The following is a 13409-nucleotide window of genomic DNA, read 5'->3' on the forward strand; positions in this document are numbered from 1 at the left end:
TCAGACCATCTCCTTGACGAGGTCGAGCGGAGTCGGCTTGCTCCCCGTGGGAGCGGCGACCTCCGTGGTCGCCCGGCCGTCGCTCATCACGATGATCCGGTCGGACATGCCGATCGCCTCCTCGAGGCTGTCGGCCAGCAGCACGGTGGCCACGCCGCTGTTGGCGAGCTCACGCATGAGCCGGTACACCTCCGAGCGCGCCCCGACGTCGAGGCCGCGGGTCGGGTGGTCGAGCAGCAGCAGCCGGACGTCGCCCGCCACGAGCCACCGTGCGAGCACCACCTTCTGCTGGTTGCCGCCCGACAGGCGCTGGATCGCGGTGCCCCGGTGCGGGGTGCGGATCGAGAGCCGCTCGATCCACGTGTCCACCAGCGTCGCCTGCTTGCGCGGCCGGACGACGGGTCCGGTGCAGCGGGCCTGCTGCTTGGTGAGCGTCATGTTGTCGGCCACCGACATCGGGCCCACCATGCCCTCGGTCTTGCGCTCGGCCGGGACGTACCCGATGCCGGCGGCGCACGCCGCGCGGGTGCCGGACAGGTCGAGCCGCTTCCCGTCGAGCACCACCTCGCCGGCCGTGGTGGGCTCGGCGCCGAAGAGCGCCCGGCACACGTCCTCGCGGCCGGAGCCGTGCACGCCGACGATGCCGACGATCTCGCCGGCGTGGACGTCCAGGTCGACGCCCTGGAACGTCCTGCCGGACAGGCCGCGCACCACGAGGCGGGGCCTGCGGGGCTCGTCGGACCGCTCGGCGGCGCCGTCGTGGTAGTGGTCGTCGGACCCGGTCGAGCCGATCATCATGCGGTGCAGCTCGGCCGGGGCCGCGCCCTCCGCGGGCACCTCGCCCACCGACTGGCCGCCGCGCAGCACGGCGACCCGGTCGCACACGTCGAGCACCTCGTCGAGCCGGTGCGAGACGAAGACGACGGACGCGAACTCGCGCAGCCGCCGCACCTGGGTGAAGAGGGTCTCGATCTCCTTGGACTCCAGCACCGAGGTGGGCTCGTCGAGGATGATCACCGGCGGGTGCGAGGTGCGCTCCTCGATGCGGAGCACCTTGGCGATCTCGACCATCTGCCGGTCGGCGAAGCTCAGGGTGTCGGTGCGCGCGAGGGGGTCGATGTGCGACCCGATCTTGTCCAGCTGCTCCTGCGCGAGCCGGCGCATCGTGCCCCAGCGGTAGATGCCGCGGCGCACGCCCGGCCCCTCGCTGCCGAGCACGATGTTCTCGGCGGCGGTGAGGTTGGGCACGAGCGACTGCTCCTGGAACACCATGCCGATGCCGTGGTCGGCGGCGTCGACGACGCTCCGCAGCCGCACCTTCTCGCCGCGCACCCAGATCTCGCCGGCGTCCGGCCGCACGAGCCCGACCAGCGCCTTGAGCAGCGTGGACTTGCCGGCGCCGTTCTCGCCGGCCAGGCCCAGCACCTCGTTCTGGCGCACCACGAGGTCCACGCCGTCGAGCGCCTTGACGCCCGGGTAGTGCTTGACGAGTCCGCGCACCTCGAGGGCGTGCCGGGGTTCCGGCACGCGGGGTGCGGTCTCTGTCCGCAGGTTCGTTGTCACTTGGTCACCTGGTTCCTACGACGCTGTGGGATGACGGCGGCCGCGACGGCCGCGACGACGATGAGGCCCTGTACACCGCCCTGCCAGTACGGGCTCACCCCGACCTGGACGAGGCCGTTGGTCAGGACGGTCACCAGCAGCACGCCGACCGTGGAGTGGAGGATGCCACCGCGGCCGCCGGTGAGCAGGGTTCCGCCGACGACGGCGGCCGTGATGGCCGAGAAGTCGTAGCCCTTGCCGGCCTGGACCAGACCCGCGCTGAGCTGGCTGGTGACCAGCACGCCGGCCAGGCCGTAGAACGCGCCCGCCATGGTGAAGACCGCCACCTTGAAGGGCGCGACCCGCACGCCGGAGAGCGACAGCACCTCCTCGGCGCCGCCGATCGCGAAGGCGTACCGGCCCAGGCGCGAGTAGCGCTGGACCAGGGCGCCCAGGACCACGCAGGCGAGCGCGATCCAGGTCAGGTGGGCCAGTCCGAGGAACCGGTCCACGGCCCAGCCCTCCAGCATCGGGTCGGTGACGTTGGGCTGGACGCCCGCGAACAGGAGGGTGGCCACGCCCAGGCCCACGGCGGAGACGCCGAGGGTGGCCATGAACGACGGCACCTTGAGCACGACCAGGGCGAGCCCGCTGAGGCAGCCGAGCGCGGCCGCGAGCAGCACGGCCACGACGACCCCGAGCAGCCCCCAGTCGTTGTCGTTGCGGTTGTTGGCGACCAGGAGGGCGACCGTGATGGCGGACGCGCCCATGATCCCGGGGGCGGACAGGTCGATCGAACCCATCATCAGCACGAGGCTGATGCCGATGGTCACGACCGCGAGGACCGCTGAGGCGTCCAGGACGTTCTGCACGTTGGAGACCGTCCGGAAGCCCGGGCTGAGGATCGCGAAGATCCCGAAGATGACGACGAGCGCGATCGGCGGGCCCGCGTCCCGCAGGGACACCCCCCGCCGAGGCCGGGGGCGCCCTGCGTGCGCGACGTCGGTGTCGGCTTCGGCGGGGGGTGCCATGGTCACGAGATCGCGCCCTGCGAACGGCTGAAGAGGTTGTCGCAAGCGAAGTCGGCCTCGTCGGTCTCGGGTGCGGCGAAGTCGGCTACGTTGTCCTGCTCGATGAGGAACTGCTCCGCGTACCAGGCGCGGTCATCGGAGGCGATGTCCTCGACCGCGAGCTCGCCCGTGGCCACGCAGTAGCCGATGGCGAGGCCGATGCCGCCCTGCCAGGGGCCGTCGCTGGAGACAGTGGCCGTCATGGTGCCGTCCTCGATCGCGGTGAGCGCGTCCGGCACGGCGTCGATGCCGACCACTGCCACGTCCGTGCGGCCGGCCTGCTGCAGCGCCTCGAGCGCGCCGAGCGCCATGTCGTCGTTGGCGGCCCAGATGCCCTTGACGTCGTCACCGTGCTTGGTGAGGAGCGTCTTGGTGACCTCCAGCGCCTCGGCGCGGGAGAAGTTGGCGGTCTGGTCGTCGAGCAGCTCGACGTCCGGGTTGGCCGCCAGCGACTCCTCGAGCCCGGCGAAGCGGTCCTTGGCGGCACCGGTGTCCAGGATGCCCTGCAGGGCGATGATGCCGCCCGATCCGCCGATCGCCTCGGCCAGCGCGTCGCCGATCTGCTTGCCGGACTCCACGCCGTTGTAGGTGATGTGCGACAGCCAGGAGTCGTAGTCGGTGACGTTCAGGTCGGCCGGCTTGTTCCACTGGGTGACGAGGTAGGCGCCGGCCCCCTCGGCACCCTCGACGATGGGCGGGGTGTCGGAGTCGCCGTTGGGCAGGATGTTCATGACCAGGCACTCGGTGTCGCCGGCGAGGAGCTGGCTGATCTGCTCCTGCTGACGCGTCGAGTCGCCGTCGTAGGTGAGCCGCTCCTGGGTGAGGCCGACCTGCTCGGCGAAGGCGTCGCCGCCGTCGAGCCACGAGGCCTCGTAGGGGTTGGACTCGTTGCGCACCTGGCCCACCAGGGTGACGTCCGAGGGTTCGCAGGCGCCGGCCGCGGCGGCGTCGTCGCCCCCGGCAGCCGTTTCGGTGCAGCCCGTGAGTGCGGCGGCCGCCAGGGCGACGCCGAAGACGGCGGCTGTGTGTCGAGTGGCAGAGTGTCGAGAGGTGAACTTCATTGTCGATCCTCGATTTCGTTCGATGCCGGTTCTCCGGCGGTGGGACTGCTGTGAGACGGGTCAGCGGGCCATCCAGCCGCCGTCGACGACCAGGACGTGGCCGTTGACGTAGTCGGCGGCCGAGGAGCTGAGGAATACTGCCGCTCCGGCGATGTCCTCGGCGGTGCCCCAGCGTCCGGCCGGGATACGTTCGAGGATGGAGCGTGAACGGTCCGCGTCCTCGCGGAGCGCCGTGGTGTTGTCGGTGACGATGTAGCCCGGCGCGATGGCGTTGACCTGGACGCCGTGCGGCCCCCACTCGTTGGCCAGCGCCTTGGTCACCCCGGCGACGCCGTGCTTGCTGGCGGCGTACGACACCACCCGCAGCCCGCCCTGGAAGGACAGCAGGCTGGCGATGCTGACAATCTTGCCGTGGCCTCGTTCGACCATCGGCCGACCGAGCTGCTGGGTGAGGAAGAAGAGCCCGTTGAGGTTGACGTCGAGCACGCGCTGCCAGGAGTCGCGGCTGACGTCGACGGAGTCCTCGCGGTCGATCATCCCGGCGTTGTTGACCACGATGTCGATCTGCCGCGAGCCGGTCAGCTCGGCGCAGACCCGCTCGACCGCGTCGAGGTCGCTCACGTCGAGGTCCACGACGTCGGCCTTCGCACCGAGCGCGACGACCTGGTCGCGGGTCTCGTCCTGGTTGCCCGGGCGGCCCAGCAGCACGACGTCGGCCCCCGCGCGGGCGAGGCCGAGCGCGACCGCCCGGCCGAGGCCGCGCCCCGCACCGGTCACCGCGGCGCACCTGCCGTGCAGGTCGAAGGGTGAGCGCGCCTCGCCGGCGGGCGTGGCGGCCGGGTCGGTGGTCACAGGTCCCCCAGCGCCACGGGGCTCAGGTCCGTGTAGACGTTGTTCTCGCCGGCCATCGCCCAGATGAAGGCGTACGACCCGGTGCCGGCTCCGGCGTGGACCGACCATGGCGGGGAGATGACGGCCTCGCGGTTTCGGAGCACAAGATGGCGGGTGGCGCCGGGCTGGCCCATGAAGTGGAAGACGCGGTCCTGCTCGTCGAGGTCGACGTAGCAGTAGATCTCGGTCCGGCGGTCGTGCAGGTGCGGCGGGACGGTGTTCCAGACCGAACCCCTCGCGACGACGGTCACACCGAACTGGAGGACGGAGGTCTTCAGCTCCTGGCCCCAGGCGTAGCGGAAGAGGTTGCGCTCATTGGCCGCTTCGGCTGAGCCGAGCGCGACCGGCTCCACCTCGCTGTGGCTGAGTGCCTGGGTCGGGTACGTCGCGTGGGCCGGGGCGGACACGAAGTAGAAGGCCGCCTCCGCGCCGACGAAGGACACCTCGCTCCCCCGGCCGACGAAGAGGCCGTCGAGGTGGTCGAGCTCGAACTTCTCGCCGTCGACGACGACGTGACCGGCGGCACCGACGTTGATGATGCCGAGCTCGCGACGCTCGAGGTGGGTCTCGGTGCCCAGCACATCCGCCCAGGCCGGCAGGCCGACCTGGCCGGTGCCGGGAACGGCCCCGCCGATCACCATCCGATCGTCATGGGTGTACGTGCCCCGGACCTCGCCGCTCTCGAAGAGGTCCGCGACGAGGAAGCTCTCTCGCAGGTCCGCTGTAGTAGCCGTCTCCGCACTGGACGGAGATGTCGAATATCGAACCTGGATCACGCAGTCACCCCTTGGTTTGTGAACTGTGTTCGTCTATGTGAACTTGCCTGACGATAGACGTGATCCCGCTCACTGGTCAAGGACTCGAAGTCTGTCCATATATGCGAACTCGCGGTAAGGTCGTTTCACCCCGGGTTCGCCCCGGCGGCCCGCAGAAGGACCAGAGGAGAGTGTTCATGCAGCTTCAGAAGGAACTCCGCAGCGAGACGAACGGCAGCAACGACGCCGGGCCCGTCAAGTCCGCGGCCCGTGCTCTGGACCTGCTGGACGACATCGCGGCCAACGGCCCCGGAACCCAGCTGCAGCTCTCCACGCGCCTCAACATCCCCAAGAGCAGCCTCCACGCGCTGCTGCGGACCATGACCGATCGAGGCTGGCTGCAGACCGACCCCACCGGGAGCGTCTACCAGCTCGGCATCCACTCGCTCGTCGTGAGCTCGGCCTACCTCGACGGCGACCCGGTGCTGGCCCGTGCCACCGCGGTGCTCGACGAGGTGGCCGCTGCCACCGAGGAGACGGTCCATCTCGGACGCCTCGACGGTGCGGACGTCATCTACACCGCTAAGCGCGAGTCGGTGCACCCGCTGCGCATGCACTCGGCCGTCGGCCGCCGGCTCCCGGCGTACGCCACCTCGCTGGGGCGCGCCCTGCTCGCCGAGATGCCCGTCGAGTCCCGGCGCGATCTGGTGCCGGAGTCGATCGCCGCGATCACACCGAACACGACCACCGACAAGGACGCCGTGCTCGAGATCATCGACCGCGCGGCCTACCAGGGCTACGCCACCGAGAGCGAGGAGTCGTGCATGGGCGTGCGCTGCTTCGGCGTCGCGCTCCCCTTCGGCCACCATGCCGTGGACGCCATGAGTGTCGCGGTGCCGATCAGCCGGCTCGGCGACGGGCGTGAGGACCTGATCATCGAGACCCTGCTCAGCGTGAAGTCGCGACTGGCGGCCGTGCAGGGCAACAGCCTGGTGCGCTGAGCCTCCACTCGTCCGTGAGCACCAAGGGCCAGGCGGGGACGGGCGCGTGGGAGCCTGGCGGCAGGGCCTGTTCGGAGAACTTCAAGGAACCGCTCTGCGGGGCGGCTTCTCGTCGTCGCTGGGGGCGTCGTCCTCGGACGCGGTGGTGCCCCGCATCATCGCGAACACCGGGAAGAACGCCACACCGAGCGCGATGCCTATCGCGAGGTTGTCCAGCGCGATGCCGAAAGCCACCCCGATGCCCAGGCCGACCGCGACGCCGGCGCCCCAGTTCCAGCCGGTGGTCGAGGCGGGGCCGTTTCCGCTCGCGGACAGCGTGCGCTGCAGCTCGCGCGTGTCGCGGCCGAGCGTGGCCAGGAGCCGGTGTCCGACACACTCGTGCGAGCGGTCCTCGGCCCGGTCGACCGGCCCGCCGAGATCCTTGAGCGCCGACCACAGGGTCGCCGAGGGATGCGGCAGCCACAGGTGCACGTCCCGGTGCGCGCCGAGCGCGCCGACCAGCTCGACCTCGCTCGCGGCCAGGCGGGTATGCCCGAACAGGGACAGGCGCGCGGGCAGGTCGAAGGCGTCCGGTTCTGCGCCCAGCCGCTCGACGACGGCGGCCTGCCGCACGTGCGGCGGTTCGCCGTCGACCCGCTCGGCCAGGGCCCGCCACAGCGGCGGCTGCCACGCGAGATCGGCAGGGACCGCGCGCCCGCACCCGTCGGTGTCGCGGCCCGCGGCCCAGTCCGCGACCAACGCCGGGCGCTGGGTGGCATAGCCCGCCAGGAGCCGCGCGAGCCGGCGGGCGACGGACAGCCGTCGGCCGCGCCGCAGGTCGCCCTCCTCCCCCGGCATCCCGTGCCCGAGATGCTGCGCGAGCAGCACCGCCCACGGCTCGTCGAGGCTCGCGTCGATCGCCGCCAGCAGCGGCCAGGTCAGCGCGTCCGGCGCCCACGGGTCGTCGTCGCGCGTGCCCGTGGCCTCGGCGAACAGCGAGTGCGGCGAGCGCAGGTCCACGCCCGCGCACACACCGTCGTCCCGCCCGGGAGCGGCACCGAGGTGGTGGCTGAGCCGCTGCGCGAGCCAGCGTTCGACGCCGCGGGCGGGCACCACGACGACCTCGGTCGCGAACGGGTCCGCCAGGGGCGCAGCCAGCAGGTCCCCCAGCGCCCGCGCGAGCAGGTCCGTGCGCGGAGCCCGATGAAGGACGACTGCCATCGCGCCAACGTACCGCGCACGGCCAGCTCCGGAACGCATACGGCCTGTCGGCCGGCGTTCCCGTGTCGCGCGGGTGCGTTCGCCACGAGGCATTGACACGCCATCGCAGGCCCGGAAGACTCCGGGTCGAATGTTAGCGCTCACATTTTCTCTCAAGGAGGAGAGACATGAACGCACCTATGAGTCAGCCACGCCTGAGTCATCCACCTCTGAATCGGCCGCGTCGTCGGCGACGTGGCGCGACCATGCTCCTTGCCGCTCTTGCGGCGCTTGCGATCCTGCTCCCCTTCACCGTGCCGGGCACGGTCGCCACAGCCACCCCCGGCCCGACGTTCCAGAACCCGATCGTCGGCACGCCCAACAGCGCCGACCCGTGGCTGGGCTACTACAACGGCAACTACTACTACGCGGCCACGACGTGGACCGGGGACATCTACATCCGCAGGTCGTCCACGCTGTCCGGCCTGAAGACCGCGGCCGAGACCCGGGTGTTCCAGATGTCGCAGCCCAACGCGACGTCGAACATGTGGGCCCCGAGCCTGCACCTGCTGAACGGCAAGTGGTACCTGTACTACTCGGCCGGCCCCAGCTCGTGCTGCGGCGGCCAGCGTCAGCACGTGCTCGAGAGCGCCGGTTCGGACCCGATGGGTCCGTACACCTACAAGGCCAAGCTCGACCTCATGCCGAACGACGGCTGGGCGATCGACGGCAGCGTCATGACCGTGGGCGGCACGAACTACTTCGTGTTCTCCGCCTTCACGAACAACGGCAGCTTCGAGTCGGGGGCCACCCAGAACCTGTACATCTCCCGGATGACGAATCCGTGGACGGTCGCCGCCCACGGCACGCTGATCTCCCAGCCCACGTACTCGTGGGAGACCCAGGGCAACCCGGTCAACGAGGGCCCGTTCGTGCTGCAGCGCGGCGGCCGCACGTTCCTCACCTACTCGGCAAGCTTCTGCCAGACGCCGGACTACAAGATCGGCATGCTGGAGCTGACCGGGTCGGACCCGCTCAGCAGGAGCTCGTGGACCAAGAAGAGCACGCCGCTGTTCCAGCGCAGCGACGCCAACGGGGTGTACGGGCCCGCCCACCACTCCTTCTTCAAGTCGCCCGACGGCACCGAGGACTGGATCGTCTACCACGCCAACTCCTCGTCGTCCCAGGGGTGCGGCACCACCCGCACCAGCCGGGCACAGCGGATCTCCTGGAACCCGGACGGCACCCCTAACCTCGGCGTCCCGGTCTCGACCTCCACCGTCCTGGCCGGCCCGTCCGGCGAGAACAACAACGCCGGCGCCGTCCCGGTACGCCGTCTGCAGTCCTACAACTTCCAGGACCGCTACGTCCGCCACGCGGACTTCGCCGTGCGGATCGACCCGAACGTGAGCCCGGCGCTCGACGGCAGGTTCCGCGTCGTCGCCGGCCTGGCGGACGGCGGCTCGGGGTACGTCTCGTTCGAGTCGGAGAACTACCCCGGCCACTACCTGCGGCACGACAACTACGTGCTGAGGCTCGCCCCGAACGACGGCTCCTCGACGTTCAGGAGTGACGCGACGTTCAAGCAGGTCGCTGGGCTGGCCGGCTCCGGATGGTCCTCGTTCCAGTCGTACAACTTCCCCGACCGGTACGTGCGCCACTCCGACTACACGCTCCGGATCGACACCATCGGCACCGACGTCGCCCGCCAGGACGCCACGTTCCGGCTGGTCGACTGACCTCCCACCAGCCGGAGCGCGGGGGCGGGAACGTCCCCCACGCTCCGGCCAGACCGACGGCGCCTGGCCCCGCCAGGCACGAGACAAAGGAGTCCCCATGGCACACGCCGTCCCCACGCACCCGGTACGCCACCGAATGCTCGCGCTTCTCGCGGCACTCGCCATCGCCCTGTCCGTGACCCAGATCGTGAACGCACCCCCGGCCCACGCGGCGACCGCGTACATCTACACCACGTTCAAGGGCGACGCCGCCGCCGACCAGGAGCTGTGGGTCTACACGTCCTCGAACGCAACCAGCTTCAGCACCCTCGCGGACACCAACTTCCGCGGCCCCTCGGGCGCGCTGCGTGATCCGAGCATCATCAAGTCGGGCAGCACCTACTACATCGCCTACACGGTGCAATCCTGGACCACGCAGTCCACCCACTTCAACATCGCGCGCAGCACCGACCTGCGGAACTGGACGCACGTGGCTTCCGTCCCGGCCGGCGTCAGCGGCACGGCCTACACCTGGGCGCCCGAGTTCTACGTCGAGGGCGGCACCATCCGCGTCGTCGTCAGCCTCGGCACCTCGGACCACCAGTTCACGCCGTACGTGTACACCGCCCAGAACAGCGGGCTGACCTCGTGGAGCGGTCCGACCGGGCTCGGGATCCCCGCCAACCACATCGACACCTACATCGTGAAGCGCGGCTCCACCTACCACGCGTTCGTGAAGAACGAGACCTCCAAGTGGATCGAACGGTGGACCTCGACCAACTTCACCACCTGGACCAACCAGGGGAACCAGTGGCAGCAGTACCACGAGGGCCCCTCGGTCGTGCAGCTGGCCGACGGCACGTACCGCGCCTACATCGACCGGTACCCCAGCGGCGGCATGTGGACCTCCACGAGCTCCGACCTCACCTCCTGGAGCGGCCTGTCCCAGGTCGGCTGCTCCGGCTGCCGGCACGGCACAGTCATCCTCGACACCACCTACGCCGGAGCGTCCGGCGAGCGCGTGACCAACCGGCACAGCGGCCTCGTCATGGACGTCCAGAACCCCAACCTGAACAACAACGCCCGCGTCGGCCAGTACGCGTGGAACGGGGAGAACTGGCAGCGCTGGGCCTTCGAGGACGCCGGCTCCGGCTACGTCCGGATCCGCTCGGTCCACTCCAACAAGTGTCTCGACGTCTCCGGCACCGCTGACGGCTCCGAGATCCAGCAGTACGACTGCTACGACGGCACCAACCAGCAGTTCACGCTGCGGAGCACGAGCAACGGCTACGTCGAGATCGTCGACCGGCGCAGCGGCAAGTGCGTCGACGTCCCCGGATTTTCGACGTCGAACGGCACGATCCTGAAGATCTACCCCTGCAACGGAGGCAACAACCAGCAGTGGCTGCGCGCCAGCGCCTGACCTGAGACGCCGAGCGGCGTCGGCCCCAACCGGGCCGGCGCCGCTCGGCGTCGCCGCAGCGCTGAAAGGTCGGTGCGGGTCAGGACCGGATGAACTCGAGCAGGTCGGCGTTGATGACGTCGGCGTGAGTTGTCGGCATGCCGTGCGGGAACCCCTCGTACGTCTTCAGCGTGCCGTTCTGCAGCAGCGCGGCCGACAGCGGGCCGGCGTCGGCGTACGGGACGATCTGGTCGTCGTCACCGTGCATGACCAGCACCGGCACGGTGATCTTGCGCAGGTCCTCGGTGAAGTCGGTCTCGGAGAACGCTGCGATGCCGTCGTAGTGGGCCTGCGCGCCGCCCGTCATGCCCTGGCGCCACCAGTTCAGGACGAGGGGCTCGCGCAGCTCGACGCCGGGTCGGTTGAAGCCGTAGAACGGGCCCGAGGCCAGTGCCGTGTAGAACTCGGAGCGGTTCGCCGCGAGCTGGGCCCGCAGGCCGTCGAAGACGCTCTTGGGCAGGCCGCCGGGGTTGGCCTCGGTCTGCAGCATCAGCGGTGGGACCGCGGCGATGATCGCGGCCTTGGCCACCCGGGCCTCGCCGTGCCGGGCGATGTAGTGGACTACTTCGCCACCGCCGGTGGAGTGCCCGACGTGCACGGCGTCGTGCAGGTCGAGGTGGGCGGTCACCGCGGCCAGGTCGTCGGCGTAGTGGTCCATGTCGTGACCGTCGCCGACCTGGGTCGACCGGCCGTGGCCACGGCGGTCGTGGGCGACGACGCGGTAGCCCTGCTGGACGAAGAACAGCATCTGCGTGTCCCAGTCGTCCGCTGACAGCGGCCAGCCGTGACTGAACACGATCGGCTGCCCACTCCCCCAGTCCTTGTAGAAGATCTCGGTGCCATCGCTGGTGATTACCTTCGGCATGGTGCCCTCCCGATTCTCTGCGCGAGGAGCCGCCTTCCCCCGAGGAGAGCTCCGCGGGCCGATGCCGGCCCGCCGTGCACAACAGCATCCATCGTCGAAGAGCAGACCGCCGCTCAGGACCGGTCAGATCCGGCGGTTCAATGCGCGAATCCGTCGATGAGTTCGCCCAGCGGGCGTGCGGGGTGTGCCAGGTCTTCCGGAACCTGGGTTAGAGGTCGTCGGCGTCTCGGGAACAGAGAAGCGGGGCTGAACCGACGCCGTCGGCTCAGCCCCGCGCAGGGCTCGGGGCCCGCGTCAGATGGCGGCCAGCGCCGCGGACGCGACGTCGTGGTCCTGGTCCGGCATGCCGCCCCCGACGCCGATCGCGCCGATGACGACGCCGTTCGAGTCCGTGATGGGGACGGCGCCCGCCACGAAGGCGAGCGCGAACGAGGCGGCGGTCTCGATAGTGGCCAACGGGCCGCCGCTCTGGACGGCGCCGGCGAGGTCTGCCGTGGGAGCGCCGAAGAACGCCGACGTGCGGGCCTTCGCCAGCGATGTGTCGATCGACGCGAGTGCCGCCCCGTCCATGCGGGTCGCCTCGACGAGGAGCCCGGCGCCGTCGACGACGCTGATCGTGAACGGAGTGCCGAGCTCGGTGGCCCGCGTAACCGCGGCGGCAACCGCCGAGCGTGCGGTGGCCAGCGGAAGGATGATCGGCGAAATCTGGGCGATGGTGTCGCTCATGAGAAGTTCCTTGTCAGTGTGGTTGTGCGGTTCGGATGGACAAACTTCAGGGGGTTGTCAGGCGGGCTCGCTGGTGACGACAACCTTCCCGACGACGCGGCCGGTCTCGACAAGCCGGTGGGCCTCGCGCAGCTGCGCCGCGTCGATCGGGCGCAGGACGGTCGTGGCGATCGGGCGGATCCGGCCGCCGTCGACGAGATCGGCGACCTGGTCCAGGAGCTCGTGCTGACGGATCATGTCGGCCCCGCCGTGCAGCGGCCGGGCGAACATGAGCTCCCAGTGCCAGGACAGGCTCTTCGACTTGAGCGGCCGCACGTCCAGCGTCCGGGGATCGTCGATCGCGACGACCTGGCCGAACGGCTTCAGCAGGCTCACGAAGTCGGCCACCTGGCCCGACGAGTGCATCGAGAAGATGTAGTCGACCCCGTCCGGCGCCACGCGTTCGACCTCGCCCCGCAAGCCTCGACGGTGGTCGACGACGTCGGCCGCGCCCAGGGACCGGACCCACTCGGCGCCCTCCGGCCGAGATGCGGTGGCGATCACCCGCAGCCCGGGGACGAGCTCCCGGGCCAGCTGGAGAACCATCGACCCCACGCCGCCCGGGGCACCGACCAACAGGAGCGTCCCCTGCGTCTCGGCGGTGATCCGGAGCTTGTCGAACAAGCCCTCCCAGGCGGTGATCGCCACCAGCGGCAGAGCGGCGGCCTGCGCGAAGTCGAGAGCCGCGGGCTTGCGCCCCACTATGCGCTCGTCCACCGCGTGCAGGGCTGCGTTCGTGCCCTGACGGCCGATGCTGCCTGCGTAGCAGACCTCGTCGCCGGGGGCGAACAACGTGACCTGGGACCCGACCTCGCGCACGACGCCGGCGGCGTCGTAGCCGAGGACCTTGATGCTCCCCTGCGGGTCCTGGGCGGCCCGCACCTTCACGTCGACAGGGTTGACGGACACCGCGCGGACCTCGACCAGCAGGTCGTGCGGGCCCGGGACCGGCCGGGGAAGCTCGACGTCCTGGAGGGAGGATGGATCAGTGATGGGGAGGCTGCGCCGGTACCCGACGCCGAGGATCGTTTCGTCCATGTGCATCAGCGTGAACGAGCGACCCTAGTTACCGTCAAGGGACAGTAGTACCCATTGGGTAC

At 70.3% G+C, this 13409-nt stretch carries 12 protein-coding genes; 3 read left to right on the top strand and 9 right to left on the bottom strand.

Translation table 11 applies throughout. The features are described from left to right. From C8K30_RS24765 to kduI, 5 genes are read right to left on the bottom strand one after another with little or no spacing between them, the layout of a single operon-like run. The gene (locus C8K30_RS24765) at window positions 1-1563 is read right to left on the bottom strand and encodes a sugar ABC transporter ATP-binding protein (RefSeq protein WP_108495572.1); all 1563 of its coding nucleotides are present in this window, start codon (window positions 1561-1563) and stop codon (window positions 1-3) included. Then, a complete protein-coding gene (locus C8K30_RS24770) occupies window positions 1560-2573 on the bottom strand; it encodes an ABC transporter permease (protein ID WP_233257453.1) in 1014 nt (337 codons plus the stop codon). The genes C8K30_RS24765 and C8K30_RS24770 overlap by 4 nt, the downstream gene beginning before the upstream one ends. A 2-nt stretch (window positions 2574-2575) precedes the next feature. Next, the gene (locus tag C8K30_RS24775) at window positions 2576-3673 is read right to left on the bottom strand and encodes a sugar ABC transporter substrate-binding protein (protein WP_108495573.1); all 1098 of its coding nucleotides are present in this window, start codon (window positions 3671-3673) and stop codon (window positions 2576-2578) included. A 60-nt stretch (window positions 3674-3733) separates the two neighbouring features. Further along, window positions 3734-4525, bottom strand: a complete 792-nt coding sequence (kduD, locus tag C8K30_RS24780) for a 2-dehydro-3-deoxy-D-gluconate 5-dehydrogenase KduD (RefSeq protein WP_108495574.1) — start codon at window positions 4523-4525, stop codon at window positions 3734-3736. Next, complete coding sequence (gene kduI, locus C8K30_RS24785) at window positions 4522-5340, bottom strand: 5-dehydro-4-deoxy-D-glucuronate isomerase (protein WP_108495575.1); 819 nt, start codon at window positions 5338-5340, stop codon at window positions 4522-4524. Before kduI ends, kduD begins: the two co-directional genes overlap by 4 nt. Window positions 5341-5516: 176 nt before the next feature. Here kduI and C8K30_RS24790 point away from each other — a divergent pair, with 176 nt between their 5' ends. Beyond that, window positions 5517-6320: an IclR family transcriptional regulator gene (locus C8K30_RS24790; protein ID WP_108495576.1), complete on the top strand. Its 804-nt coding sequence runs from the start codon at window positions 5517-5519 to the stop codon at window positions 6318-6320. Between the two features lie 81 nt (window positions 6321-6401). On the opposite strand, the gene C8K30_RS24795 is transcribed toward C8K30_RS24790, so the two are convergent. Continuing rightward, entirely contained in the window at window positions 6402-7520 is a 1119-nt protein-coding gene (locus C8K30_RS24795; protein WP_108495577.1) for an exodeoxyribonuclease V subunit gamma, read from the bottom strand. A gap of 245 nt (window positions 7521-7765) precedes the next feature. On the opposite strand from C8K30_RS24795, the gene C8K30_RS24800 reads away from it, so the two are divergent. Next, window positions 7766-9238: a family 43 glycosylhydrolase gene (locus C8K30_RS24800; RefSeq protein ID WP_158281122.1), complete on the top strand. Its 1473-nt coding sequence runs from the start codon at window positions 7766-7768 to the stop codon at window positions 9236-9238. A gap of 97 nt (window positions 9239-9335) precedes the next feature. Next, a complete protein-coding gene (locus C8K30_RS30800) occupies window positions 9336-10640 on the top strand; it encodes an RICIN domain-containing protein (protein ID WP_158281123.1) in 1305 nt (434 codons plus the stop codon). Between the two features lie 79 nt (window positions 10641-10719). Here C8K30_RS30800 and C8K30_RS24810 read toward each other — a convergent pair whose 3' ends face one another. From C8K30_RS24810 to C8K30_RS24820, 3 genes are all read right to left on the bottom strand, one after another. Continuing rightward, window positions 10720-11544: an alpha/beta fold hydrolase gene (locus C8K30_RS24810; RefSeq protein ID WP_108495578.1), complete on the bottom strand. Its 825-nt coding sequence runs from the start codon at window positions 11542-11544 to the stop codon at window positions 10720-10722. Between the two features lie 294 nt (window positions 11545-11838). Continuing rightward, the gene (locus C8K30_RS24815; RefSeq protein ID WP_108495579.1) at window positions 11839-12270 is read right to left on the bottom strand and encodes a heme-binding protein; all 432 of its coding nucleotides are present in this window, start codon (window positions 12268-12270) and stop codon (window positions 11839-11841) included. A gap of 57 nt (window positions 12271-12327) precedes the next feature. Beyond that, window positions 12328-13347 (bottom strand): zinc-binding alcohol dehydrogenase family protein, encoded by a 1020-nt coding sequence (locus tag C8K30_RS24820; RefSeq protein ID WP_233257426.1) that lies wholly within the window; start codon window positions 13345-13347, stop codon window positions 12328-12330. Window positions 13348-13409 lie beyond the last annotated feature (62 nt).

Source organism: Promicromonospora sp. AC04, assembly GCF_003058225.1.
Classification (GTDB): Bacteria; Actinomycetota; Actinomycetes; order Actinomycetales; family Cellulomonadaceae; genus Promicromonospora.

Bases quoted from the DNA above. Each gene is read 5' to 3' on its own strand.
- C8K30_RS24770 (WP_233257453.1), bottom strand. From the start codon at position 2,573: ATGGCACCCCCCGCCGAAGCCGACACCGACGTCGCGCACGCAGGGCGC.
- C8K30_RS24790 (WP_108495576.1), top strand. From the start codon at position 5,517: ATGCAGCTTCAGAAGGAACTCCGCAGCGAGACGAACGGCAGCAACGAC.
- C8K30_RS30800 (WP_158281123.1), top strand. From the start codon at position 9,336: ATGGCACACGCCGTCCCCACGCACCCGGTACGCCACCGAATGCTCGCG.
- C8K30_RS24810 (WP_108495578.1), bottom strand. From the start codon at position 11,544: ATGCCGAAGGTAATCACCAGCGATGGCACCGAGATCTTCTACAAGGAC.
- C8K30_RS24815 (WP_108495579.1), bottom strand. From the start codon at position 12,270: ATGAGCGACACCATCGCCCAGATTTCGCCGATCATCCTTCCGCTGGCC.
- C8K30_RS24820 (WP_233257426.1), bottom strand. From the start codon at position 13,347: ATGGACGAAACGATCCTCGGCGTCGGGTACCGGCGCAGCCTCCCCATC.
- C8K30_RS24800 (WP_158281122.1), top strand. From the start codon at position 7,766: ATGCTCCTTGCCGCTCTTGCGGCGCTTGCGATCCTGCTCCCCTTCACC.
- C8K30_RS24795 (WP_108495577.1), bottom strand. From the start codon at position 7,520: ATGGCAGTCGTCCTTCATCGGGCTCCGCGCACGGACCTGCTCGCGCGG.
- C8K30_RS24775 (WP_108495573.1), bottom strand. From the start codon at position 3,673: ATGAAGTTCACCTCTCGACACTCTGCCACTCGACACACAGCCGCCGTC.